Below are 26,775 nucleotides of genomic sequence, written 5' to 3'. Positions count from 1 at the left end.
AATCATAAAAGAGGTTAATAGAATTGGAAATCATGTGGCTCACTTTTTATGTGATCAAACTCTTGGAAAGTGGCTCAAATTTAGATTATCAAATACATTTGGATCAGTTCTTTTCTTAATTGAATGATCCTTCTTCTAATTCATCTCCTATTAAGTGACTAGTGGTAGCGTCTTATACCGCAAGAGCACTACGGTCCAAATCAAAATTTTTAAACTTAACTTATTCTACAAAAATACAAAAAAACTAGCTATGTTAAGCTAGTTTTTTAAATTCATGGCGTTTTTCTATACGTATTTCAATTTTTTCTAGTGCTTGTTTATCATTAAGTAATTCTTCTGTATTCTCTTGCATTAGCTCTTTAAATGATTTCTTAATAAGTTTCTTCACTATGATTCTCCTTTCTTTTTATTTATCTAAGAGTGATGTATTGGATTAACTATTGAAAAAGTAACTTATATTAATAATAAAACAATTCTGTCACTTAATTGCGACAATAAATCAACAGTTTTGTGAATTTTCTGATTTGTTGGTGCGAATTGGATAACTTTTATGTGGGTTTTGTCAATTGGAATCAAAATGCAGGTGTAAAATTGCGAAGAATTAATCAAAAAAGAAAAGTTCGCAATGCTACATTAGATTGACAAGTTTACGAATGCCATATATTATTAGTTAATTACAAATATTTCGAATAATAGTAAATTTTAGTGCTTATTTAACGACTGTTTAACTGACGATCAAAAGGAGCCCTTCATTCTACCTCAAATCAGAACTTATTTCTCGAATTATTAAAACATTCTAGAGAAAGGGGTTTACAGATTTCACCTATTTAACATTTCCTTCATCATAGACCGAAAAAAAAGATCCCCCACTTAACCTTAATAAACTAGTAAAAACTCCAGGAGAAGAAAATAGAAAATAATAACAGTATGCTTCCAGAAACTAAAAAGGGGATAGTTAGTTTATATGTTAGCTTGTAAGGAATTAAGTAATCTCTTTTTCCCTCAATATCTTCAATTACTTGTTCCATATGATTCGTTTTTTGGAAAAAAAGTCCAAAACTTTTTATAATTGCATTGAAAAACCCACCTTGAATGACAAGCATCGTACTACCAACAACTGTGATAAAGAGAGAACAGTTGAAAAGGGCATTAATCCATAAAAGTAGATTAAAAGAGTGGTTGTTAACGTAAGAGAATAGGATTGATATGAAAAGTGTTCCAAAAAAGACTACTAAATTTAAACGAACCAACTGCATATCACTCCTAAATATAATATTGATCATTATAGCATGTATTATATTTTTGGAATTTTTAATTAACCTGTATTACTGATTTTTATAAATAGATTAAAAGGGGAGATTTTATGAAAAACAGATTAAGTATTAAATTATTCGTTTTAATAGCAGTAGTCGGAATGCTGCTTACCGGTTGTAATTTTGACAAATCAAAAGAGACAGACTCAAAAGCTAGTGAGAGCGAAACCACTGCAGCGGGTCAGGTATTAAATATGGTAGAAGCATCTGAAATTCCAACGATGGATTCTGCTCATGCTCATGATAATGTGTCATTCACTGTATTGAGCAATGTTAACGAAGGTTTATATCGTTTAGGAGAAGATAAACCAGAACTAGCAATAGCCAGTGATGATCAGGTTAGTGAAGATGGGTTAGTTCACACCTTTACTCTACGTGATGCAAAATGGAGTAATGGTGAACCTGTAACTGCTGATGATTTTGTTTATGCATGGCAAAGAGTTTTTAATGAGACGGGGCATTATGCAAGTATGTTTGAAACAGCCAATATTCTTCATGCTAGCGAAATCTTAAAAGGGGAAAAATCAGTTGATGAGCTGGGAGTTAAGGCTCTCGATGAAAAGACACTTGAAGTTACTTTGACAGCACCAACAGCACTTCTTGGACAATACTTAACATTCCCTACGTTCTTACCCCAAAATCAAGAATTTGTAGAGAGTCAAGGGAATAAATATGCTTTAGAAGCTAGTGAATTACTATATAATGGTCCGTTTGTCTTATCGGAATGGAAACACGATGAGAGTTGGAAATACGAGAAAAATCCCGAGTATTGGGATGCTGTTTCTGTAAAACTAGAAGAAATCAATGTATTTGTTGTTAAAGAAGATGCAACTCAGTTAAATCTTTATGAAACGAACAAGGTTGATATTATTAATCTTAGTTCAGCTTCTGTCGATCAATACAAAGATAATGGAGATTTTATTGCTTTAGCGGATTCTGAAATTTTTTTCCTTCGCTTTAACCACAACCATGAAGCTTTGGGAAATGAAAATATTCGTCGTGCGATTGACATGAGTTGGGATAAAAAGGCCCATGTTGATACAATTCTTAACAATGGTTCATCAGCTTTATATGGGTTGGTACCAAAGGGTTTCTCTGTTTCTCCAGATGGTGAAGATTTCCGCGAATTAAATGGAGATTTAAATGCTGATACGATTGAAAAAGCACAAGAGTTCTTTGCTAAGGGTTTAGAAGAAGTAGGTCAAGATTCTGTGGAAATTACCCTTACAGTTTCAGCAGTTGAAGGAAATGATAAAACAGCTGAATATTTAAAAAACCAACTGGAAACGAATTTGCCAGAACTATCAGTTGATATCAAGCTTGTACCAGTAGAACAAAGATATGAATTAGAAACAGCGAAGGAATATGACATGGTTATCTCGGCATGGGGACCAGATTATGTTGATCCAATGACCTATATAGGTATGTGGGTAACAGATGGTTCGGCCAATCGTATGGATTATTCAAACCCTGATTATGATGCCATTGTAAACAAAATTAATTCTGAAAACGATCCTTCCAAGCGTTATCAAATGTTGCTAGATGCTGAAAAGATATTATTTGAAGATGCAGCTATTGCCCCCCTCTATCAACGAGGCTTGGCAGTCCTACAACGTACGAATATCAAAGGTCTAGTGCGTCACCCAAGTGGTCCTGATTTTAGCTTTAAGTGGGCGAATGTAGAAGGTGAATAATGGAGATGAAAAAGAGGTATAACATTTTACCTCTTTTTACTTTTTAAATTTTTTATTTCTAAGACAAGCGAGGTGTGGTTTTGAAAGGTTATGTTGCTGAACGTCTACTGTATATGTTGATAACACTGTTTATTATTGTTTCAATCACCTTCTTTTTGATGCAGCTTCTACCTGGTACACCATTTACGAATCCAGAAAAATTATCTCCAGAACAATTAGAATTAATGAATGAAAAGTATGGCTTGAATGAGCCAGTGGCCATGCAATATGTAAAATATTTAGGAAGTCTGATACAGGGGGATTTAGGGATTTCTTATCAGTATGAGGGACGTTCAGTTAATGAAATTCTCATCGAACGGATCGGTCCGTCTTTCCTAATTGGGTTTCAAGCGCTTGTGTTTGGAGCATTAGTTGGCCTGATGCTAGGGATTACTTCTGCATTAAATCATAATAGTTTCCTAGATTATGGATCTGTGACAATTGCCGTATTAGGAATGTCAATCCCTTCTTTTGTTTTTGCTGCCCTTTTGCAATATTTTATAGGAGTTAAGCTAGGTTGGTTACCTGTAGCATTATGGGAAGGGTATGAAAATACGATCATGCCCTCCTTGGCATTATCAGTGACCGTAATAGCTACAGTCGCTCGGTTTATTCGAACAGAAATGCTTGAAGTTTTGGGCCAAGATTATATTGTTACCGCTAGAGCAAAAGGGATTAGTGAGAAAGCAGTTGTTTTTAAACACATTATACGCAACGCTATGATTCCTGTTGTAACGATGTTAGGACCCTTAGCCGTAGCAATCATGACAGGAACCTTAGTAATTGAGAAAATATTTACTGTACCTGGGCTAGGGGAACAATTTACTAAGTCGATTTTGGTCAATGATTATAGTGTCATTATGGGAGTTACTTTGATGTACAGTGCGTTATTTATTGGAATTGTTTTTATAGTCGATATCCTCTACGGAATCATTGATCCTCGCATTAGTTTTAAAGGAGGTGCATAGACCATGAGACCTCAGAAGCAAGAAATTACTCAGGATTTGTTTGTCCATTCTCCATTGGAAACCAGTAAAGGTGAGGAAATTTCTGGAACGCCAGTCACGTTTTGGAGTGAGGCTTGGAGAAGGTTGAAAAAAAACAGAGGAGCTTTCATTGGTCTTATCACGATCATTCTATTTTCGGTTATGGCCTTGCTTGGTCCTCTTCTAAGTGAACATTCATATTTGGAACAGGACTTAGCTCGTTCCAACTTGCCGCCAAAAGTAGAAAGTTTAGAGTGGCTAGGTTTTGATGGCAAAGATGTTAATGGAATTGATCAATATGAAGCTAGAGGCATTACCGAAAGTTTTTGGTTTGGAACGGATGAATTTGGACGTGATCTTTGGACCAGAGTATGGACGGGTACTCAGATTTCGTTATTTATTGCGATCGTTGCGGCACTATTAGATTTAATCATTGGTGTTGTTTACGGTGGAATTTCTGCTTTTTATGGTGGACGATTGGATAATGCGATGCAGCGTGTTATTGAAGTATTAATCGGTATTCCCAATTTGATTGTTATCATTTTATTTATCCTTATTCTTGAGCCTGGAATTACGTCGATCATCTTAGCTATGGTGATCACAGGTTGGGTGGGGATGGCACGAGTCGTTCGAGGCCAAATATTACAGCTCAAAGGGCAAGAATATGTCCTTGCTGCTCGAACATTAGCAACATCAAATGCGAAAATTATTTGGAAGCATCTGGTTCCTAATGCGATGGGATCTATCATAATAACCTTGATGTTTACGATACCAACCGCTATCTTCTTTGAAGCTTTTCTTAGCTTTATTGGACTAGGGTTACAACCTCCTTTTGCATCTTTAGGTGTGTTAATTGAAGATGGATATAAATCGATGCGATTCTTTTCCTATAAGCTGATTTTCCCAGCAATTGTAATTAGTGCGATTATGATTAGCTTTAATTTACTTGGTGATGGACTGCGTGATGCACTAGATCCTAAAATGAGGAAATAAGAAGGGAGACAGCGATGGAGGATTATATATTAAAGGTAGATAATCTTCATGTTTCCTTTAGGTCACATGATGACATTGGAGAAATAAAAGCAGTACGTGGAGTAAGTTTTGAGTTAAAAAAGGGGGAAACACTAGCAATTGTTGGTGAGTCAGGATCTGGGAAATCAGTAACGGCAAAAAGCTTAATGAGACTACTGCCTAAACAAAATAGTATGATTAAACAGGGTAGTGTAATTTATGAAAAAAAAGATTTACTTAAATATAGCAATAAAGAGATGCAGAAAATACGCGGATCAGAAATATCGATGATTTTTCAAGACCCGATGACGTCACTTAATCCAACCATGACAATAGGTAAACAGATAATAGAAGGATTAAGAAAACATCAAGTCATGGAAAAAAAGGAAGTGATTAAAAGAGCAACGGAACTTCTTGAACTTGTTGGAATTCCTAGTCCTAAAGAGAGGATGAAAAACTTTCCTCATCAGTTTTCTGGCGGAATGAGGCAGAGAGTTGTTATTGCGATGGCACTAGCAAGTAATCCAACTGTATTACTTGCTGATGAGCCTACAACAGCACTTGATGTTACGATACAAGCACAAATCTTAGAATTAATGAAGAACTTACAAAAAAAGACTGGAACAGCGATTATTATTATTACCCATGATTTAGGTGTAGTTGCCAGTATGGCACAGCGTGTGGCGGTCATGTATGCAGGCGAAATTGTTGAAACAGGAACAGTAGATGAGATTTTTTATGAACCAAAACACCCTTATACAATTGGATTACTATTATCCATGCCTAAGTTACATTCCTCTCGTTCACTTAAGTTGATACCAATACCAGGAACACCACCTGATTTAGGTCAATTACCTGAAGGATGTGCGTTTGCAGCCAGGTGCCCTTCTGTTATGAAGGTATGTCACACATTTCCTCCGACTATGACAGAAGTATCTGAAACGCACGTGGTCTCGTGTTGGTTAGAAGATAAACGTGCAACTCGGGTAGAACGTCTAAGTGAATTAGGAGGTTCAGTAAATGAAGGAAAAAGAAAAGTTAATTGAAGTTAAAAACCTAAAAAAATATTTCAGTATAGGTAAAGGTAAAGTATTAAAAGCGGTAGACGACGTATCTTTTGATATTTATAAAGGAGAAACTCTTGGTTTAGTCGGGGAGTCTGGATGTGGGAAGTCGACAATAGGGCGCACGATTATCCAACTATACAATGCCACTTCAGGTCAAGTAAACTATGACGGAAAAGATTCTCGGGAGAAATCAGCTGTAGAGTTAAAAAAAATGAAACGGAATATGCAAATGATATTTCAAGACCCTTATTCATCTCTTAATCCCAGGATGACTGTATTAGAAATAATATCGGAGGGAATTGGCAATCATGAAGCACATCTTAATACGAAGGAAAAAGAAGCTAAAGTTTATCATTTGCTTGAATCAGTAGGTTTAAATAAAAGTCATGCTCAGCGTTATCCACATGAGTTTAGCGGAGGACAAAGACAACGTATTGGAATAGCGCGAGCTCTTGCTGTAGAACCTGAGTTTATCATTGCTGATGAGCCAATTGCGGCGTTAGATGTATCAATCCAAGCTCAAATTGTTAATCTTATGCAAGAATTACAACAAAAAAAGGAACTAACTTATTTATTTATTGCTCATGATTTATCGATGGTTAAACATATCAGTGATCGAATCGCAGTTATGTACCTTGGAGCTATGGTTGAACTAAGCGACAGTGAGAATTTATACGATCATCCTCTTCACCCGTATACACAGGCCTTGCTATCAGCGATTCCTATACCAGACCCCAAGATTGAAAGAACCCGTGAACGCATCATTTTAGAAGGTGACCTACCTAATCCGGTAGACCCACCAAGCGGTTGCCGCTTTCGCACACGCTGCCCAAAGGCTATGCAGATGTGTTCAGAATCGGTACCCATATGGGAGGAAGTTTCTTCAAACCATTTCGTTGCTTGTCACCTTTATCATTAATAAGCTCTTATTAAGAGTAAGCTAGAAAATCATGGCGTATTCGGCAAGACAATGTTCTTCAAGATACTATTTAATTTAATAGATTTTTTTTTATACTTATTGTTGCTCACTTAAAATTGGACTCTATAGTTTTGTTTGACTACAGGAGTCCTTACTGACATCTTACTCTTTACTTTAGCGAATCTCTTGGTATCTGTTATTCACCCTATACTTTCTCATTAAAACAATAGAGAGTCTATTAAAATATTTGTTTGTGATAGGTAACGTAAATCATTTTAGTATTAATTGTCCTGTGTTTAGAGACAAGCAAACAGTCAAAAGGGATTAGCTTTTAATAGAATAGAATGTAGTTAGTTTCTTTGAAAAGAGGTGAGAAAATGCCTAAATTCCGAAAAAGAGTGAAAAAAGTATATCGGGGCGTTAACGAAAACAATGGTAATAGTACCGGTGATTTTGACAATGGCGCTATAGGGAACGAACAAGATGAACCAGCTTCAAGTTGCGGATACTTCAACTTTCAAATCTTTGTTGGAAACAGGTTCAATTTAGAACAAAGGGCAGAGGGCGGCGGACAGATCAATAAAGATGTCGGCACGAACGCAAATCAAGGTGGACAGAACGCTATAAATGGTAGCAAGAGCGCAAATATTAAATCAGAATTCGCAAATGGAAATGGAAGAAGTGGAATTGCTGGAAAAGGAAATGATGAACAAGGTGGACAGCAAGGTATTAAAGTAAGAGACACCAAATTAATAAAGAGCAAAATAAAATCAGCTTCCGAACAATCAAATTAACACTATACCGAATAGTTGCAATCAAAAAGCCCTTTAATCTAAATAGGATTAAAGGGCTTTTTTCTAAGTTTTATGCAAATGAATTATCTGCAGGAAATTAACTATATCTATGAAGCTTGATCACTACTCTGACTTTTATACTTCAACGGATCAAAAGCTCTAAACGTCCTAGTAAACTTCGTCCCAAACCTCTCATCTGCAACGACCGCAGGGTTTAAAACGTCATCTCCGTCTGGTTTAATTCCTTCTTCCACCCACTGTACAAGATCAGTGAAGGCTTCTTGCTCTTCTTGTGGTGTGAAATCACAGTGACCTACGCCGCGAATGGCTCTGGTTACGAGAAGATCACTATTTCCTTTTTCTTTCGCACGTTCAGCATGCAATTGTTGCATGTGGAATGGTACGTATAAATCGCCGATATCGTGTAAAGAAATCATAGGTATTTTGTGGTTTCCTTCCACCTTTGGAACCCCGGTTAACCCTTTATGTTTAGCTGAAGGATGCGCAGTAATTCGTTGAACAGAATCATTTAATTCTTGTTCATCAGCTGATAAAGAACCCATGTCTTTATCAATTTGATAAACAGAGTCTGTAGTATTGACAACGTTTTTCGGTGCTACTAAGAAAGAAGGATCTGTTGGCATGCGATCAAATAAAAAGTTTTTGTAGGACTCGAATGCTGCATCAAATAAAGGTCGTTGTCCGCCTGTTAAGTTCATTGTAACCGCTTTCAATGCTTGGCCATCTTCAGTTAAAATTCCATTAATCCCAAGCTTTGCTTTCATTTCTGGTACCGTTTTTAAGAAGTATTCTTCATCAGCTGGAAACGTTTGAGCTTCCTTTTCAACTCCTGTTAGGGATTGTGCAACTAAACCATAGTCCGTAAAGAAATCAAATAATTCAGTGTCTCCTGTTACACCGCACATAGGCAGTGCTCCGTCGTATGAACTTTTGAATTGCTCCGATAAAACTGCAGTCACGTGTCCACCCATTGAATGTCCTGTGATATAAGTCTTTGTCGGATTTCCTGCAATTCCATTAAATAAGGTACCTAAAGTATGTGTATCTTTCACACCTTGTGCGACATCATAACCATTTGTCCGATAACTAGATGCAGCCCACGCATACCCGTTTTTAATATAATGCTCGCGAATTGAAGGGTTGCTAACTGTTAGCTCTAATCCTGTTCCTCGATAACCATGTGCATAAAGAAGTAGTTCTCCATTCCAATTCTCAGGAACTTCAATCCGATATCCGGCTCCATTATGTACTCCCCAATACCTTTTTGTTTCATAGTCTGCAAGCCCTTCAAAAGGAAGCTTTGCCTCGTCTACAAAGTAGGGTAATACTTGGTTTTGTGTACCTTTATTAGAATCCTTGAGACTAGGTGCAGCGCTAACAACTGCTGATGAAAGAACTAGAGATGTTCCTAAGGTAATCGCCATTATCGATCTTTTTATCATATTTTCTCCCCTTTCTTATACTCGTACTACTTAATGATTGATTATTATGAAAATTAAGTCAAATGTTGTAATATCAAAAGTTTCAACAAGTTACGACATATACAGCACGATGATTTTAGAATTGAGTCTAAATATAAAAATTTACAATGAACTCAGAAAACATTTGAAATAAAGTCATGAAGAGGTGGTAGAAACGATTGCGACATTATCTGATATTGATTTGTTACCCGATTATCGTACATAGACTAGAAAACTTATCGATAGGTTTAGAGTTAAATTGAAAGCAATTGGTCTATTAAAATAGTATAAATATATGTGAATAGAAGTAGGTTGTGGAGTATACTTGCAATATATTGAGGCTGCTTTAACAACTTATTTAATGCTAAAAAAGGCTGTTCGAAGAGCAAACTTGCCTCTCGAACAGCCTTTTTTTATTAAAGAAAAAACACAAAAATGATTACAGCTAAAACAATACGATAAATAGCAAACGGCGTGAGTTTCACTTTGTCGATGAGCTTCAAGAAGAAGCGGATGGAAATTAATGCGAATACGAAGGCACTAATAAAACCGCCAATGAAAAACGGTAGAGCATCCATCGAAAAGTACTCAAGATTTTTAATAAAGGATATTCCACTTGCTCCGGCCATAATTGGAACTGCCATAATAAAGGTGAAATCAGCAGCAGTACGGTGATTCATCCCGAGTAAAACACCACCGGAAATGGTTGCGCCTGACCTGGAGAAACCAGGCCAAAGTGAGAAGCATTGAATGAGTCCAACTGCAAATGCTTGTTTATGGGTAATTTGATCAACTGATAAGATTTTTGGATTTTTTGGCCCGAGTTTATCAGCCAAAATCATAAAAACAGCACCGATGACTAAACCAACTAACACAGTACGTATTGAAAATAAATTTTCATCAATATAATCTTCAAAAAGAACTCCTAAAATACCTGCAGGAATTAAACCTACAATAACTTGCGATAATTTGAGACGGTTGGGTTGATGTTCTTTGTCTTTGTTCTTACGACCTAATCCCAATAAATCAATAAAGCGATCTCTAAATGTTATCACCACAGCTAAAATTGAACCAAGTTGAATGACAACTTTAAATGTATTTGCAACATATTTTCCTAAGAATTGTTCAGATTGCAACCACATCTCATCGACGATTATCATATGTCCAGTGGACGAAACTGGAGCAAATTCTGTTAACCCTTCAACCATTCCTAGAATAAGGGCTTTTATAATTGTAAGAAAATCCATATTTTTAGTTTCTCCTTTTTACCTATCTATAAATGTAGAGGTTCCAAGTTTTCTCCTTTATGAGATTCTTCGTTTTTTGCGAATAAAGAAAAAAAGAAACAAAATGATCCCTAATCCGATCAAGGCATAAGCAATAGTAGAGTAGATGTCCATAAAGTGAACGATATCTTCCCATGATCCTCCAACAGCAGCACCAAGCGAGACAAGGACAATGTTCCATATCAATGTTCCAACTGTTGTAAAAAGAAGAAAGAGTGAGAACTTCATATTAGACATACCGGCAGGAATAGAGATAAGACTTCGTATTAATGGAATCATTCGGCAAAATAAAACCGTCCAATACCCATATTTATCAAACCAAGCATCTGCTTTATGAATATCCTCTTTACTAACACGGAGAATGTGACCCCATCGATCAACGATCTTCTCCAGTCTTTCTACGTCAAGTAAAGTGCCTAAAAAGTAAAGGATTATAGCACCCACAACAGATCCGATGGTAGCTGCCACAATGACACCTGGTATCGTTAGGTCTGTATAAGTAGTCATAAATCCTCCGAAAGTGAGAATAACCTCGGAAGGAATAGGAGGGAAAATATTTTCAAAAGCAATCATTAATAGAATACCAATATAACCAAACTGTTCCATAAATTCTGTAATCCAGTTTTGCATGTCATACCTCCGAATTGATTTTAAACTTTAGTAGGTCAAGTTAAACCTATAATATATGCAAGTTATAAATATACATTTTATTCTTTTCTAGATCAATGATTTCTTCAGATTCCACAAATCAATATAAGCGTCAGTCATAGTTTAAATCAGCATAAAAACGGAAGTATAGGAAACGATCTGGTGCGATAAAAAAAAAGATGGTTATTTACTGTTAAAGTTTCAATCAGTATTTTCAATAAAACCGTCCAATAATGAAACTAGCTTTACATCGTCTTCAACAAATATCTTAAACATGATTATTCTCCCCGGCAAATTTCTATAGATGATTGTATTGTACTAGAGAATGAATGGAAAGTAATATGACTTATAGTTGTTTTTGTGTCTTTGTAAAAAAGAATATTTTGAATTTTCGTTGAAATTATTTTGTAATCTTGTATACTTGTAATACAAGTAAGTAAAAGCGCTTACATTATTACAAAGGGGTGGAGCATGTGATCAAAAGAAAGTGGAAGATAATCATTTCCATTTTGACACTTATTTTTATTACGATTGTGGGTGTTCAAACTGCAGCTGTAAACGAGGAGAAAAAGTTTATTTCTGTAGCAACTGCATCCACAGGGGGAACGTATTATCCAATTGGTGTTGGGATGGCAAACATTTGGAGTACAAAGCTTAAAGAAGAAAAGATTCAAGCAAGTGGACAATCCTCTGCGGGTTCAATTGAAAATATTGAATTGCTTCGTGAAGGTGAAGCACATCTTGCAATTTTACAAGGATTAATCTCTTCTCAAGCCTATGAAGGGGAAAGTACGTTTGAGGGAAAGCGATATGAAGATTTGCGGACGATTTCGATGCTATGGCCAAACGTAGAGCACTTTGTCCTCATGAACGACAAAGTAAAAACTGGAACGATTGAGGAACTTGAGGGTACACAATTTTCCGTTGGTCCACAGGCTAGCGGAACTGAACAATCAACAGTTGTTATGATGGAAGGCCTTGGTCTAACAAAGAAAGATATTTCACCTGAGTATTTGGGCTACAGTGATACCGTGTCTGCTATGCGTGATGGACGTTTAGACGGGGGTTCTATGCCAGCAGGTATTCCAATATCGGCAGTTACTGATATGTATGCAAGTAATGTGAAAGCAACTGTTTTAGAAGTGACGGATGAACAGCTTGATGCAATTAATGCTGTATCAAATAGTTGGTACCGCTACATTATTCCAGGGGGGACCTATCCACGTATCGAAGAAGATATACAGACGATTGCACAACCTAATCTGTTATCCACGTCTAAAGAAATTGATGAAGAAACGATTTACTTACTTACAAAAGCATTATATGAAAATCTTGATGAAATGTATGAAGTCCATAGTTCTGCAAAAGACATGACATTAGAAACGGCTCTAGATGGGGTTTCAGTGCCTTTGCATGCAGGAGCTTATAAATATTTTAAAGAAGCCGGAGTCGACATACCGGAAAATATAATACCGCCTGAAGCGAAATAATACGATAAAAAAGGAGGAGGGAATCAAATGACAAATACAGGTGAATATCAAGTAATTAAGCCAACTGACCTTGATAAAGAAGCAGGCGGTGGCATGAGAACTCTTACCGGATCATACAAAGTAGTTGCTGGGACTATTGCGGTCTTATTTTCAAGTTTTGCTATTTACACAAATGGCTTATCTAACATTCAAGAGATTTATAGGAATTTAATTTTCCTTGCCATTCTGTTAGTGTTAACCTTTTTTCTATATCCAGCTAGAAAATCATCAAATAGTCAAAAATTCGCTTTAATCGATTATGTATTCGTTGCTCTATCAATTGCAGGACTAGGTTATCTTCTCTTAAACTATACAACGATACACGTTGACAGAGGATCCCAACCTATCCTTATCGACTATATTTTTGGAGCTATCACGATTATCGTTTTGCTTGAGGCTGCACGACGAGCAGTAGGGTTGTTCATACCTATCTTGTGTGGAAGTGCAATTGTTTATGCTTTGTTTGGAACGTATTTCCCTTGGATTTTTGGACATGCTGGCTTTTCGTTAGACCGTCTTCTATATAGACTCTACATGACTACTGAAGGTGTATTAGGTCTTACACTGTCAACAGCATCTACATTTATCGTGATGTTTGTTTTATTCGGTGCATTCTTGTCAGTAAGTGGAGCAACACAGCTTTTTAATGATCTTGCTTTAGCGATTGCAGGAAGGAAACGCGGAGGACCTGCCCAAGTTGCAGTCATTTCAAGTGCTTTAACAGGCTCTTTAAGTGGAAGCGCGGTTGCAAATGTTGCAACAACAGGTGCCTTTACCATTCCTTTAATGAAATCGATTGGGTTAAAGCCAAAGTTTGCTGCTGCAGTTGAGGCTGCTGCGTCAACCGGTGGAATGATTATGCCTCCGATTATGGGTGCTGCTGCCTTTATTATGGCTGGTTTCCTAGGTATCTCGTATACTACGGTTATTTTAGCAGCAATTATTCCTAGTTTCCTCTATTATATGGCGCTTATTTTTGCGATTGATATAGAAGCAAAAAAACTTGGACTAAAAGGAATTAGCAAAGAAAATATTCCGAATGTTTTTCAAATCCTAAAAGACCGTGGTGTGTTGCTCATTCCGATTATTGTTGTTATTGGAACATTACTAGTGGGCAAAACAGCATTATTTGCGGGCTTTGCGGGGATTGGATCGGTTATTGTGGCAAGTTGGCTTACAAGAGATAAATCATCAAGAATTACATTTTCTAAAGTTATCCAAGCTTTTATTGAAGGTGGAAAAGGAACGATTCAGGTGGGGGTTGCCTGTGCGGCCATCGGAATTATTATCTGTGTTGTGACCATGACTGGGATTGGTTCGACGCTCGCCTTTAATATTGTCGAGATGACAGGCGGGACACTTTGGCTAATTTTAGTTGTCGTCATGTTAACATGTATCGTACTAAGCATGGGATTACCGTCAACAGCCCTATATATTGTTGTTGCTGTCACCGCTGCACCTGCACTCATTGAAGCAGGGGTAAACCCAATAGCCGCCCACTTTTTTGTATTTTGGTTTGGTGCTTTATCAAACATCACACCACCAGTGGCATTGGCATCTTATACGGCTGCGGGTCTGGCGGGAGCAAACGCGATGCAGACATCATGGGAAGCACTTAGAATATCACTGCCAGGCTTTATCATTCCATTTATGATTGCCTACAATCCAATTATTCTCCTTCAGCCAGGAGATGGCGAGACGTTGAGTATTCTATCCATCGCACTTGTTGTTATTACATGCACAGCTGGTATATATGCACTTGCTTGTGCGCTAGGGAACTATCTCAATGGCAAGTTAACGATCGTGGAACGAATCCTTTTCTTTGCAGGTGCTATACTGCTTATCAAGCCAGGTATGCTTACGGATATAGCAGGACTAATTATTTGTTCAGCTGCGGTACTTTTTCATCTAGCAAGGGTTAAGAGAAGAGAATCAATGGAACTTAGTATATAAAGGAGCCTACAACTTTGAAAATCCAACGCAGAAAGATTTCGGCTCAAGTACTAGATGAACTTAAAGATATGATTAAAGAAAACAAGTTTCCTCCAAATCACCCGTTGCCATCTGAAAATGAACTGGCTACCATGTTTGGGGTCAGTCGTGCCCCTGTTCGGGAAGCATTAAGCGTTCTGTCAGCAAGCGGGATTATCGAATCGCGACAAGGTGGTAGAAGCTTTGTAAAAGAGATTAAATTAGCGAATATGCTTGAAATGTTAGCCATAGAGCTAATCCCTATGGAACAAATCTATGAGTTACTGGAAATGAGGATCATTATGGAAACAGAGGCTGCATCACTTGCAGCTCTGCGCCATGATGCTGCTGATTTAGAAAAAATCGAAAAATCACTAAACGATTTTCAGATTACCTTAACGAATTTAGAGGCTGTTGGTGACCAAGCAGATGTCAATTTTCACAAGCATGTAATGAATGCAACAAAAAACAATTTTCTTATTCAAGTAATGGAGAACATTGATAATCTCTATCGGAAAACGATTTCCTTTACATTAAAGAAAAACATAGGGTTACCTAATAAACGAGAGCAAGTGTTTAAAGAACACCAAAACATCTTTTTAGCAATAAAGGAAAGAGATGAAAAAAAAGCAGCCCTTGCCATGAAAATTCATCTTGAAAATGTAATGAGCAAATTAAAATAGAGTGAACTTAATTGAAAGAAGGTGCCATCATGATAACCGAAGAAATCATTCATCGGTTAAAAAACATCATGGATTCTGAAGATCGAATTTTGATGGAAAAAGCGGATTTGGTTTCCTATTCCTATGACGCATCGTTTGGCACATATTTCCCTGACCTTGTTTTGCAACCTATTTCCACGGAAGAAGTGGTAGGCATAGTGAAACTTGCAAATGAATTTACGATTCCAATTTATCCGAGGGGAACTGGCACTAGCTTAAGTGGTGGCCCTCTACCGGTTCATGGCGGAATCGTACTAGATTTCTCAAGGTGGAGTCAAACATTGATTATTGATGCGGCAGATACGATTGCCATTGTTTCACCTGGAGTGATAACAGCGGATATTGATAGTGAAGCAAAAAAGCATGGCCTTATGTATCCTCCTGACCCTAGCAGTTCTCATGTGTCGACAATAGGAGGGAATTTAGCTGAAAATGCAGGAGGCCCCCGCGGTTTAAAATATGGAGTTACCAAAGATTATGTACTAGGGCTTGAAGTCGTTACTCCTGAAGGGGAGGTTATTCGAACAGGCGGAAGAACGATCAAGAATGTAACTGGTTATGATTTAACAAAACTGATTGTCGGATCAGAAGGGACATTGGGCATCATTACAGAAGCAATCCTTCAGCTTATACCGAGACCACTTTCCACACAAACGATTATGGTCATCTTTGATGATATTGTTGACGCGGGCCATGCAATTTCATCCGTACTCACGTCAGGAATATTGCCTTCTAAAATGGAGATCATGGACCAAGCATCCATCATAGCTGTTGAAGAATATCAACCGATTGGTCTGCCAGTTGATGTTGATGCCATGATCCTGATTGAGCTAGATGGACATCCTTTAGCCATAAAGGATGAAAGTGAAATCGTAAAGCGGGTTTGCCTTGAAGTAGGGGCAAGGGATGTTGAGATAGCAAAAGACGACGCTGCAGCCTCAAAGCTATGGAAAGCGCGAAAACTAGTTTCACCTGCGATTGTACGAAAAAAACCTACAAAAATATCAGAGGATGCCACAATACCGAGAAGCAAAATACCTGAAATGTTTAAGAGATTACAAGAAATTAAAGCAAAGTACGAAATTGATCTAGTCGTATTTGGTCACGCGGGTGATGGAAACCTTCACCCAAATATTATCACCAATAAACAGGACAAAGAGGAAATGAAGCGTGTAGAGAAGGCTGTTGAAGAAATTTTTGCGACAGCAATTGAATTAGGCGGTACTCTTTCAGGAGAGCATGGAATTGGGACAATGAAAGCACCATTCATGGTAATGGAGCTTGGAGAAGCTGGAGTGGACATGATGAAACGGATTAAGATGGCGTGGGATCCTAACAATATTTTAAATCCAGGCAAAATTTTTGCTGAAAAAGGACAAAGGCTAGTGTTAGTAGATGAGTAGTAAGCTAGCTTATAAGGAAACGTTCGACTGTGTCCAATGCGGCTATTGCCTTCCCGCTTGTCCCACTTATGTAACGATGGGGAAGGAACGCCATTCGCCACGCGGTCGCATAAACCTTGTCCAAATGGCTGCTGAAGGAAAAATTGCTCTTAATGAGATTGAAGATTCACTTGACCTTTGTTTAGGTTGTCGAGCATGTGAAACTGTCTGCCCAACAAATGTGCAATATGGTAAAATTCTTGAATCATTCAAGGAGGCAAAAGCAGAAACAAAGGATACATCACTAATTGAAAAATTGACATTACAAAAAGCATTACCAAATAAATTGTTACTCCGAACTCTAACAAAATCGCTCGGAGTGTATCAAAAAACAAAGCTTGATAAATTGGTACGAAAAAGCAACTTACTCGGTTTTCTTCCAGAGCAGCTGCGTGCATTTGAGGAAATCACTCCAACAGTTGAAAACCCTAAAAAGCAGATGCGAAAAAATACTGTACTACCGGCTCAAGGAAAAGTAAAAGCACGAATCGGTTTTTTTACGGGATGTATTATGGATGTGTTTTTTTCAAGAATCAATGATTTAAGCATAAAGCTTTTGCAACATGCAGGTTGTGAAGTAACCATTATCAAGGAACAAACGTGTTGCGGGGCGTTGCAGCATCATAGTGGCGACAAATCGTACTCGAAAAAGCTTGCGAAAGAAAACATTGCAGCATTTGAAAAACATAATTTTGATTATGTGGTAAACAGTATTGGTGGCTGTGGTGCAATGCTTGTTGAATATAATCATCTGCTCGGAGACGAACAAGAGTGGACAGAACGAGCGAAGGACTTTGCAAAAAGAAATAAAGATATAAGTGTAATTTTGAATGATCTTGGGATTTCTTTTGAGAAGGAAATTAAAGGGGTAGCCACTTATCAGCCATCCTGTCATCTTCTAAATGTACAGAGAGTAGTAAACGATCCGATCAGTTTACTCACTTCCATCCCTGGCCTTACGTATATTCCCCTTCCAAAAGCAGATATGTGCTGTGGCTCAGCTGGAATCTACAATATTGTTCATTATGAGGAGTCAATGGACATCCTCGATGAAAAAATGAAATCCGTTCACAAAATCACACCTGATACTATCGTTACTTCTAACCCTGGCTGTCATCTCCAAATGTGCCTAGGGGTAAAACGTGAAGGTCTTGAGGAAAAAATAAAAGTTGTTCACATAGTGGAACTATTAGCAGAAGCTTGCGAACTCTCATAAGAAAGCAGGTAGACGACATGTATGATTACATCATTATCGGTGGCGGAATAGTTGGGCTCTCTGTAGGGATGGAACTCTATAAGAAAAATCCCAAAGCGAAAATTGCGATACTAGAAAAAGAAAATCATGTAGCAGCCCATCAAACTGGTCATAACAGTGGGGTCATTCATTCGGGTATCTATTATAAACCTGGAAGCTCTAAAGCACTTCTCGCAAAAAGGGGAAGCGAAACTATGACACAGTTTTGCCGGCAACATGACTTAGATGTTGATATTTGCGGTAAAGTTATTGTTGCTAGCCTAGACGAAGAACTTCCGCTTCTTGAAAATTTATATCAACGTGGCGCTCAGAATGGTCTTGATATCCGCTTAATTGAAAAGGAAGAGCTCCATGAAATAGAGCCTCACGTGAACGGGATGAGAGCCATCCATGTACCGATGGCTGGAATTGTTAATTATAAACAAGTAGCAGAAAAGATGAGAGAGCTCATTATCCAAAAAGGTGGGGAAATCCTATTAAACCACAAGGTATTGTCGATTAATGAAACATCAAAGGAAGTAATCATTGAGACAAACCAAGGTGAAATAACAGGAGCCTATTTTATTAACTGTGCAGGTCTACATTCCGATCGAATCGCAAAACTAGCTAAAGTAAAAACAGATGTCAGGATTATTCCATTTAGAGGAGAATACTATCAATTAAAACCAGAGAAAAGAGAGTTAGTTAAAAATTTAATCTATCCTGTTCCCAACCCTAATTTTCCTTTCTTAGGTGTTCATTTTACTAGAATGATTGATGGAACCATTGATGTTGGTCCAAATGCCGTTTTAAGCTTAAAACGTGAAGGTTACTCAAAAACAGATATAAACTTATTGGATATGAAGGATGTCCTCTATTTTAAAGGGTTTTGGAAGCTGGCTGGCCAGTATATGAAAGAAGGAACGGACGAAATAATTCGATCCTTTTCGAAAAAGCGTTTTATCCAAAGCGCTCAAAAGTTAATGCCTGATATTACAGAGGATGATATCATTCCTGGTCCTGCCGGTGTTCGTGCCCAAGCATTAAAGAATGACGGCACACTTGTAGATGACTTTTTCATCATGGCTGGACAACGTTCCATCCATGTATTAAACGCTCCTTCTCCTGCCGCAACCGCATCACTCGAAATTGGAAAGGAAATTGTTAAGCGGATTGATGAAACATTTTTACTAGATTCAGTGATTTGAAGGTGCAAAGGCTAATGTCTTGCACCTTTTTTTGTCTGAAAAAAATTAAATATTCAAATTGTAAAATAAATTCTGAAAATGGTTGAAATAGAGGTGAAATAGTGGTTTAATAATTTTAAACATATAACATATCAGATATGTGATGTCTGTTAGGATAGGTGGTGAGTTTGTGAATATAGAAAAAATCATCACAAAGAAAGTCTCAGAATCTGTTGGTGAACAGATTGAAAAGATGATTGAATCTGGAACCTTTAAAGCTGGGGAAAAACTTCCTTCTGTTCGAGAGCTTTGTGAAATGTTTGGCGTAGGGCGCTCTGCTGTCCGAGATGCAATTACTGCCTTGAAAGGGAAAGGCGCTGTTGATGTAAAACAAGGAGAAGGCACGTATGTTTGTGAATTTGATTCTACAAAATTATTTAATTCAACTTTGCTACTCCCGAGCACTAAAGATATAAAGGAACTCGTTCAGGTGAGGAAGATACTTGAAACCGCTATTGCAGAGATGGCCGCACTAAATCGCACTGAATATGACTTGCTGAATATGAAGGAAATCTTATCTACTCAAGTAACTAGTGGTTGGGAAGCAGATTATCAGTTTCATATGGCAATTGCTAAAGCTGCTGGAAACGAAATTCTCATTCAGTTAATGCAATGTATTTCCACAACAACGAAAAAAGCGATGAATGATTTTCATAAAACGATTCAAACGAATAAGTCTACCGTTAAACAAATTGCGGAACAGCATCTAGAAATTTATGAGTACATCAAACTAGGTGAACCAAAAAAGGCGCATCAAAAAATGAGTGAACACTTAAACCAGGTGGAAGAACTCATGCAAAACAGTGTTTTATCCAACTTTTCACTATAAAACAGCTATTTTTTTGAAACACTAACAAAACAATGTTTCTTAATACGCAACACGAGGGGGTATAAGTTTTGATAGTAGCAGAACTGCTCACAGAATTAAAGACAATCTTACCTGAAGAACAAATCATTGAAACGAGAAACCAAAACCACCCACTAGGAAATAGTGGACAGGTGACAGTCTATCCAAAACTAGAAGAAGAAATTGTAAGCGTTTTAAAATTCGCAAACGACAACGGAAAAACAATTACAGTCGTTGGCGGCGGTACGAAAAGAGGATATGGAGGACTGACTGAGTCTGCTGATATCTTACTGTCGCTAGCTAACTATAAGGGAATTATCGAGCATGTTGTCGGTGACATGACATTAACAGTCAAGGCGGGAACGACCTTTAAAGAATTACAGAATTACTTGGCAGGGCATAACCAAAAGGTTTCACTAGATCCCGCGTGGCCTGAGTACTCAACAATTGGTGGCATCGTCGCTTCAAATGAAAGCGGTCCTAAACGGTTGGGATACGGTTCTTCGCGAGACGTAGTGATTGGACTTCGCATCGTCTATCCAGATGGAAAAGTGATCCGTTCTGGTGGCAAGGTCGTGAAAAATGTTGCTGGCTATGACATGAACAAGCTGTTTATTGGTTCAATGGGGACGCTTGGAGTTGTTTCTGAAATCACCTTAAAGCTCCGTCCACAAGCTAAATATGAAAGTCTTATTCTTGTATCCTTTCCAGAAGGTAACCTTGAGGAAGTTGGTGCTTTTGCAATCAAGCTATTAGACTCCATGCTCGAACCAATTACTCTTGAATTAGTAAGTCCGGCTTTAGCGGAAAGCTTAACAGGAGAGAAGTCTTTCACCTTAGCCATCAGCTTTGAAGATGTTGAAAGCTCGGTTCATTATCAAGAGGATTTTGTTCGGAAAATTCAACCCAACAACACAAAGCTGAACCTTCTTCAACAACAGCAAGCACGTACGTTTTGGGAGAAATTTTATAAACAGAGCCCAAACGGGGCAGCACCAACACCGGAACAAGAAACAGAATGTACGTTGAAAATTGGTGTGAAAAACTTAGATGTTATTAAAGTGCTCAAAGAAAGTCAGCTTCTTCATGACAGCTTCAATTTAGATATCAAAGCAAATGGCGGGTTAGGGCACGGATTGTGTCATGTTCATTTAAAAGGAGCAAGTCAGGATGTTGTATCAGCGATTCAGCAACTAAGAGATTTCGTTGAAAGTCTAGAAGGTTACGTGATTGTAAAGCATCTACCTTACAATCTCCGTCAAAAAGTAAATGTATGGGGAGAGACACCGTCTTATTTTTTCCTGTTAGAAGGAATTAAGCAAAAAGTGGATCCACGTAGAATGTTAAATCCAAAACGATTCGTGGGAGGGATTTAGTCGTGAGCATAAGAGAGAGTGACTTAAAGCAAGACCCACCGTGTGCGACAACAAGCTTAAGTAATTATCTTTGGAAAGATCAGCCTGATGAGAATAAGTGGGCAGACTGTGTTCATTGTGGAATGTGCTTGGAAGCTTGTCCGACTTATGAGCTTACCGGTCAGGAACAGCATTCACCACGTGGGAGAGTTCATCTGATTAAGTCAGTTGCAGAAGGAAAGCTCGAAGTGAATGAGCAGTTCATGGATCCGGTTTTTGCGTGCCTCGATTGTCGAGCTTGTACAACCGCATGTCCTGCCGATGTTGATGTAGGTGGATTGATTGAAGAAGCACGTGGGCAAATTCGTCAGGCCATGCCGCTCACTGGATGGAAAGGATCAGTTAGTAAACTTTTCTTAAAGGGAATTTTCCCACATCAAAGTCGTTTAAACTCAGTTGGCAGCTTATTGAAATTTTATCAAAAAAGTGGGATGCAAAAGGTTGTTCGAAAAACAGGGGTAATGAAAATCATGCCACAGCACTTAGTTGAAATGGAAGCAATTATGCCTGAGATCTCAACGCCAGTTCGTAAAAGATACAAAAATGAGAAAGTCATTAAAGGAAAAGGCAAAACAAAAAATGAAGTGGCCTTATTAACAGGTTGCGTCATGGACGTGATGTTCAGTGATATAAACGAATCGACAATTAATGTGTTGACTCGGAACGGAAATGATGTCGTAATCCCGCAAAACCAAACGTGCTGTGGGGCGCTACATGTTCATGCGGGTGATCGTGACACAGGAAGAAAGCTTGCAAAGCAAAATATTGAAGCGTTTCAAAATGCCGATAAAATTATCGTCAATGCAGCTGGCTGTGGTTGTATGATGCAGGAGTACGCAGAGTTGTTCCGCGAAGAAGATACAGAGTGGCACGAAAGAGCAGAAGAGTTTTCGGCAAAAGTAGAAGACATTTCAAAGTACCTTCATGACACAGGCTACGAAATACCAAAAGCTAAATTGAACGCTCGGGTTACTTATCATGATGCATGTCATCTAGCACATGGTCAAGGAGTAAGACAGGAGCCACGAAATATTATACTCGATATTCCTGGGGTCGAAATGGTACATATGCCAAACGCTGATCGTTGCTGTGGAAGTGCTGGCATTTACAATATTACAAACCCTGAAATGGCGGGTGCTGTGCTTGAAAGTAAAATGAAAAATGTCCCTGACGATGTTGAGATGATCTCAATGGGTAATCCGGGCTGTATGCTACAAATGGCAATGGGTGTTCAAAAGTATGGTCGAAATCAAAAGGTGGTTCATACAATTCAATTATTAGATTGGGCCTATCAAAAAGAGGAATCTGTAAAGGAGTGATTAGAAATGGCGACCAAAGTCAAATCCAAGGACAAACACATTCAAAGTCTAGCAAGTCTAGTTGAAGGGTCTTACTCCATTCTCTATCAAAAAGAAGATTTACTCGCTTATGATTGCGACGGTTTTACCCTTCATAAGCATCTACCAAAGGCAGTTGTTTTTCCAAAGAATACCCAAGAAGTTGCCAACCTAGTAAAATACTGCGCTGAAAATCAGCTGCCATTCCTAGCACGTGGAGCGGGAACAGGTTTAAGTGGTGGAGCGATCCCTCTAAATGGAGAGGTTATCATTAGCTTAGTTAAAATGAAAAGCTTGCTAAGTGTAGATTTGGAGAATCGGCGTGCCGTAGTGCAACCAGGATTCGTGAATCTTAAACTAACAAACTCGATATCTGATAAAGGCTATTATTATGCACCAGATCCTTCGAGCCAATCCTGCTGTACAATCGGAGGAAATGTTGCCGAAAATGCTGGTGGAGCCCATTGTCTTAAATATGGTGTGACAACAAATCACATTTTAGGACTAGAGGTTGTCATGCCAAACGGAGAAATTGTTGAAATCGGCAAAAGTGGAATTGCCGATGCGCCAGGGTATGATTTACTTGGATTGTTAACAGGATCAGAAGGGACGCTTGGAATTGTTACAAAGATAACCGTGCGAATCTTGAAAAACCCTGAATCAAAGCAAACGGTGCTCGCATATTTTGATTCAGTTGCAGATGGGAGTCAAGCTGTATCAGATATCATTTCAGCAGGTATTGTTCCAGCTGCTCTTGAAATGATGGATAAAATTGCAATTGAAGGTGTGGAGGCGGCAGCCTTTCCTGTAGGACATCCAAAGGACATCGAAGCAGTGTTATTAATTGAAGTGGATGGAATTTCTGCCGGTATTGATGAACAAATAAATCATATTCTTGAGGTATGTAAAAGTCGAAACGTCCGCGAAGTGAGAGCCGCGAAAGATGAGCAGGAAAGAGCAGCATGGTGGGCGAATCGAAAAACAGGATTCGGGGCGATGGGAGCTATTTCTCCAGACTATTTAGTACAAGATGGTGTGATTCCGCGAAGCAAGTTACCAGAAGTACTCATTAAAATTAACAAAATTAGTGAAGAAGCGGGTCTGCGTATCGCTAATATTTTTCATGCAGGAGACGGAAATCTTCATCCACTCGTTCTTTTTGATGCGAGAAAACCTGGTGAAACGGAACGGGCACTAGTGGCTGGTAGTGCATGTTTGCAAGCATGTGCCGATGTTGGTGGAACGATTACAGGAGAACACGGAGTGGGAATCGAAAAAAGAGAAGAGATGCGCTTTGTTTTTTCTGACCAGGAAATTATCGCACAAACCGATATCCGAGAGGTGTTTAATCCTAACAATCTATTAAATGCGGGTAAGCTTTTTCCTACTCCTGGACGGTGTGTTGAAATTAAAATGGAGATGAAAGCAGCGCAAACATCATAGTTGAAAGAAAATTTAGAAAAAAGAAGGAAAACAATTGAAAAAAGACAAAAAACAATTGAAAAAAGACAAAAAATCGTGTTATGCTTTTATTATAAGAAAAAAAGAAAACAATGTTTCGTAATAACAAACATATCTAAGGAGGAAACAATGATGAAAGACTATCTAAAGGTAGGGAATCTCCAAGTGGCTCCAGCTTTATATGAATTTATTAATTCAGAAGCCATCCCTGAAAGCGGGTTGAAAAGTGAACAGTTCTGGTCTGGATTAGAAACGTTAGTAAACGATTTGACTCCTAAAAACAAGGAATTATTAGCACAGCGAGATGAGATCCAAAGCCAAATTAATGCATGGTACCGAGAGAACAATGAAAGTTTTGACTTCAATAAATACAAATCATTTTTAGAAGAGTTAGGTTATTTAGAACCGGATGTAGAGGATTTCAAGATTACGACTGAAGCTGTTGACGATGAAATCTCGATCCAAGCTGGACCACAACTAGTCGTTCCTGTAAATAATGCTCGCTATGCAATTAACGCCGCAAACGCTCGGTGGGGTAGCCTCTATGATGCTCTTTATGGAACAGATGCGATTAATGAAGAGGATGGTGCACATCGCAGTGGCGGCTACAATCAAGTACGTGGTGAAAGAGTCATCGAATTTGCAAGAGAATTTCTTGACGAGGCAGCATCACTACAAGAATCCTCTCATAAAAATGCCGTGCAATATCGCATTGTCGATGGAAAGGTATCTGTAACACTCGCAGATGGCAAAACTACAGGTTTGGAAGAGGGTACGAAGTTTGTAGGATATCAAGGTGAGCCCGAGAACCCTGTAGCAATTTTGCTGAAAAATAACGGCCTTCACTTTGAAATCCAAATTGATCGTAGTCATCCGATCGGGAAAACAGACGATGCAGGCGTAAAAGATATCCTCATGGAAGCAGCGCTAACAACAATTATGGACTGTGAAGATTCAGTAACAGCAGTAGATGCTGAGGACAAAGTTATTGTCTATCGGAACTGGTTAGGCTTAATGAAGGGTGACTTATCTTCAACTTTTGTTAAAGGCAATAAGTCATTTACTAGAACGCTTAATCCTAATCGAAGCTACACATCACCATCTGGTGAAGAACTCACGTTATCAGGACGTTCAATGATGTTTGTCCGTAACGTTGGGCATTTAATGACAAACAGCGCTATCTTAGATCAAAGTGGTGAGGAGATCCAAGAAGGAATTTTAGATACCGTAATTACCAGTTTACTAGCGAAACACACACTGTTAGGAAACGGTCCCTATCAAAATTCATCAAAGGGCTCTGTTTATATTGTAAAGCCGAAAATGCATGGCTCAGAAGAGGTAGCATTCGCAAACCAACTTTTCGATCGTGTAGAAGATTTGCTAGAATTAGACCGGAATACACTGAAAATTGGTGTGATGGACGAAGAACGCCGTACATCTCTCAACTTGAAGGCATGTATTCGACAAGTAAAAGATCGAGTTGTGTTCATTAACACTGGGTTCTTAGATCGAACGGGTGATGAAATTCATACATCAATGGAAGCTGGACCTATGATTCGTAAAAGTGAAATGAAAACGTCTACATGGCTACAAGGCTATGAGCAATCAAATGTAAATGTTGGTCTCGCAACTGGTTTTCAAGGTCGTGCCCAGATTGGAAAAGGAATGTGGGCAATGCCTGATATGATGGATGACATGTTGAAGCAAAAAATTGCCCAACTACACACAGGCGCCAATACAGCGTGGGTTCCTTCACCAACAGCAGCAACATTGCATGCGCTTCACTACCACAAAGTTAATGTAACAAACGTGCAAAATGAGATGGTTAAGGATTCCAAAGACCTTCGCGATGCTATTTTGGACTACCCAGTTGCTGAAAACGCTGAGTGGAGTCCTGAAGAAGTTCAGCAAGAATTAGACAACAATGCACAAAGTATTTTAGGATATGTTGTGCGCTGGGTTGAACATGGAGTGGGTTGTTCAAAGGTTCCTGATATTAATAATATCGGGTTAATGGAAGATCGCGCGACATTACGAATCTCGAGCCAGCACATGGCAAACTGGCTACATCATGGAATTTGCACAAAAGATCAATTACGTGAGACATTACAACGGATGGCTATTGTTGTCGATGAACAAAACGCGGATGATCCAGAATACATGGCGATGTCTGCAAACTACGATAATTCAGTAGCGTTCCAAGCAGCCAGTGAGTTGGTTTTCGAAGGCTACAACCAACCTAATGGGTATACAGAGCCAATTTTACACCGTCGCCGAATTGAAGCAAAAGTGAAGTTTGCTGTTAAACAATAGTGTCTTTTGCACAAGGAGC

Annotated in this window: 22 protein-coding genes; 17 read left to right on the top strand and 5 right to left on the bottom strand. The window is 38.5% G+C overall.

The features are described from left to right. Nucleotides 1-253: 253 nt before the first annotated feature. Together ACFFIX_RS15165 and ACFFIX_RS15160 are read right to left on the bottom strand one after the other, a co-directional pair. Nucleotides 254-388, bottom strand: coding sequence for an FbpB family small basic protein (locus tag ACFFIX_RS15165; RefSeq protein WP_378935403.1), 135 nt, complete (start codon nucleotides 386-388; stop codon nucleotides 254-256). A 496-nt stretch (nucleotides 389-884) separates the two neighbouring features. Next, complete coding sequence (locus ACFFIX_RS15160; protein ID WP_378935401.1) at nucleotides 885-1,250, bottom strand: DUF3899 domain-containing protein; 366 nt, start codon at nucleotides 1,248-1,250, stop codon at nucleotides 885-887. A gap of 113 nt (nucleotides 1,251-1,363) precedes the next feature. On the opposite strand from ACFFIX_RS15160, the gene ACFFIX_RS15155 reads away from it, so the two are divergent. The 6 genes from ACFFIX_RS15155 to ACFFIX_RS15130 all read left to right on the top strand — a co-directional run bounded on the left by ACFFIX_RS15155 (nucleotide 1,364) and on the right by ACFFIX_RS15130 (nucleotide 7,823). Then, nucleotides 1,364-3,007: a peptide ABC transporter substrate-binding protein gene (locus ACFFIX_RS15155; RefSeq protein ID WP_378935399.1), complete on the top strand. Its 1,644-nt coding sequence runs from the start codon at nucleotides 1,364-1,366 to the stop codon at nucleotides 3,005-3,007. 80 nt (nucleotides 3,008-3,087) lie between these two features. Then, entirely contained in the window at nucleotides 3,088-4,014 is a 927-nt protein-coding gene (opp3b, locus tag ACFFIX_RS15150) for an oligopeptide ABC transporter permease (protein ID WP_378935397.1), read from the top strand. Nucleotides 4,015-4,017: 3 nt separating this feature from the next. After that, nucleotides 4,018-5,025, top strand: a complete 1,008-nt coding sequence (gene opp3C / locus ACFFIX_RS15145) for an oligopeptide ABC transporter permease (protein ID WP_378935394.1) — start codon at nucleotides 4,018-4,020, stop codon at nucleotides 5,023-5,025. 14 nt (nucleotides 5,026-5,039) lie between these two features. Further along, nucleotides 5,040-6,089, top strand: coding sequence for an ABC transporter ATP-binding protein (locus ACFFIX_RS15140; protein ID WP_378935392.1), 1,050 nt, complete (start codon nucleotides 5,040-5,042; stop codon nucleotides 6,087-6,089). Continuing rightward, nucleotides 6,064-7,029, top strand: coding sequence for an ABC transporter ATP-binding protein (locus tag ACFFIX_RS15135; RefSeq protein ID WP_378935390.1), 966 nt, complete (start codon nucleotides 6,064-6,066; stop codon nucleotides 7,027-7,029). The genes ACFFIX_RS15140 and ACFFIX_RS15135 overlap by 26 nt, the downstream gene beginning before the upstream one ends. A gap of 398 nt (nucleotides 7,030-7,427) precedes the next feature. Continuing rightward, nucleotides 7,428-7,823, top strand: coding sequence for a hypothetical protein (locus ACFFIX_RS15130; RefSeq protein WP_378935388.1), 396 nt, complete (start codon nucleotides 7,428-7,430; stop codon nucleotides 7,821-7,823). A 107-nt stretch (nucleotides 7,824-7,930) separates the two neighbouring features. Here the strand turns inward: ACFFIX_RS15130 and ACFFIX_RS15125 are convergent, their stop codons facing one another. From ACFFIX_RS15125 to ACFFIX_RS15115, 3 genes are all read right to left on the bottom strand, one after another. Beyond that, on the bottom strand, nucleotides 7,931-9,286 hold the full coding sequence (locus tag ACFFIX_RS15125; RefSeq protein ID WP_378935386.1) for an alpha/beta hydrolase family protein: 1,356 nt from the start codon (nucleotides 9,284-9,286) through the stop codon (nucleotides 7,931-7,933). A 434-nt stretch (nucleotides 9,287-9,720) separates the two neighbouring features. Then, nucleotides 9,721-10,551: an undecaprenyl-diphosphate phosphatase gene (locus ACFFIX_RS15120; RefSeq protein ID WP_378935384.1), complete on the bottom strand. Its 831-nt coding sequence runs from the start codon at nucleotides 10,549-10,551 to the stop codon at nucleotides 9,721-9,723. Nucleotides 10,552-10,608: 57 nt separating this feature from the next. Continuing rightward, nucleotides 10,609-11,220: a DedA family protein gene (locus ACFFIX_RS15115; protein ID WP_378935382.1), complete on the bottom strand. Its 612-nt coding sequence runs from the start codon at nucleotides 11,218-11,220 to the stop codon at nucleotides 10,609-10,611. Between the two features lie 491 nt (nucleotides 11,221-11,711). Here ACFFIX_RS15115 and ACFFIX_RS15110 point away from each other — a divergent pair, with 491 nt between their 5' ends. The 11 genes from ACFFIX_RS15110 (at nucleotide 11,712) to ACFFIX_RS15060 (ending at nucleotide 26,756) form a co-directional block, all read left to right on the top strand. Further along, the gene (locus ACFFIX_RS15110; protein ID WP_378935380.1) at nucleotides 11,712-12,728 is read left to right on the top strand and encodes a TAXI family TRAP transporter solute-binding subunit; all 1,017 of its coding nucleotides are present in this window, start codon (nucleotides 11,712-11,714) and stop codon (nucleotides 12,726-12,728) included. Nucleotides 12,729-12,755: 27 nt separating this feature from the next. Continuing rightward, nucleotides 12,756-14,720, top strand: a complete 1,965-nt coding sequence (locus ACFFIX_RS15105; protein ID WP_378935378.1) for a TRAP transporter permease — start codon at nucleotides 12,756-12,758, stop codon at nucleotides 14,718-14,720. 14 nt (nucleotides 14,721-14,734) lie between these two features. Continuing rightward, nucleotides 14,735-15,421: a FadR/GntR family transcriptional regulator gene (locus ACFFIX_RS15100; protein WP_378935376.1), complete on the top strand. Its 687-nt coding sequence runs from the start codon at nucleotides 14,735-14,737 to the stop codon at nucleotides 15,419-15,421. Between the two features lie 29 nt (nucleotides 15,422-15,450). Beyond that, nucleotides 15,451-16,863 carry an FAD-binding oxidoreductase gene (locus tag ACFFIX_RS15095; protein ID WP_378935374.1) on the top strand — a complete coding sequence of 471 codons (1,413 nt, stop codon included), beginning with the start codon at nucleotides 15,451-15,453 and terminating at the stop codon, nucleotides 16,861-16,863. After that, entirely contained in the window at nucleotides 16,856-18,118 is a 1,263-nt protein-coding gene (locus ACFFIX_RS15090) for a (Fe-S)-binding protein (protein ID WP_378935372.1), read from the top strand. Before ACFFIX_RS15095 ends, ACFFIX_RS15090 begins: the two co-directional genes overlap by 8 nt. Nucleotides 18,119-18,135: 17 nt before the next feature. Further along, complete coding sequence (lhgD, locus tag ACFFIX_RS15085) at nucleotides 18,136-19,344, top strand: L-2-hydroxyglutarate dehydrogenase (RefSeq protein ID WP_378935370.1); 1,209 nt, start codon at nucleotides 18,136-18,138, stop codon at nucleotides 19,342-19,344. Nucleotides 19,345-19,513: 169 nt separating this feature from the next. Next, nucleotides 19,514-20,212, top strand: coding sequence for a FadR/GntR family transcriptional regulator (locus tag ACFFIX_RS15080; RefSeq protein WP_378935368.1), 699 nt, complete (start codon nucleotides 19,514-19,516; stop codon nucleotides 20,210-20,212). A 68-nt stretch (nucleotides 20,213-20,280) separates the two neighbouring features. Continuing rightward, nucleotides 20,281-21,606, top strand: a complete 1,326-nt coding sequence (locus ACFFIX_RS15075; protein ID WP_378935366.1) for an FAD-binding oxidoreductase — start codon at nucleotides 20,281-20,283, stop codon at nucleotides 21,604-21,606. 2 nt (nucleotides 21,607-21,608) lie between these two features. Continuing rightward, a complete protein-coding gene (locus ACFFIX_RS15070; protein ID WP_378935364.1) occupies nucleotides 21,609-22,964 on the top strand; it encodes a (Fe-S)-binding protein in 1,356 nt (451 codons plus the stop codon). A gap of 6 nt (nucleotides 22,965-22,970) precedes the next feature. After that, entirely contained in the window at nucleotides 22,971-24,425 is a 1,455-nt protein-coding gene (locus tag ACFFIX_RS15065; protein WP_378935362.1) for an FAD-linked oxidase C-terminal domain-containing protein, read from the top strand. Nucleotides 24,426-24,575: 150 nt separating this feature from the next. Further along, nucleotides 24,576-26,756: a malate synthase G gene (locus tag ACFFIX_RS15060; protein WP_378935360.1), complete on the top strand. Its 2,181-nt coding sequence runs from the start codon at nucleotides 24,576-24,578 to the stop codon at nucleotides 26,754-26,756. The last annotated feature ends 19 nt before the right edge of the window (nucleotides 26,757-26,775 follow it).

It is taken from the genome of Metabacillus herbersteinensis (assembly GCF_042433335.1).
Classification (GTDB): domain Bacteria; phylum Bacillota; class Bacilli; order Bacillales; family Bacillaceae; genus Metabacillus; species Metabacillus herbersteinensis.
The sequence above is the reverse complement of the archived record's forward strand: the minus strand, read 5'-3'. Positions and strand labels throughout refer to the sequence as shown.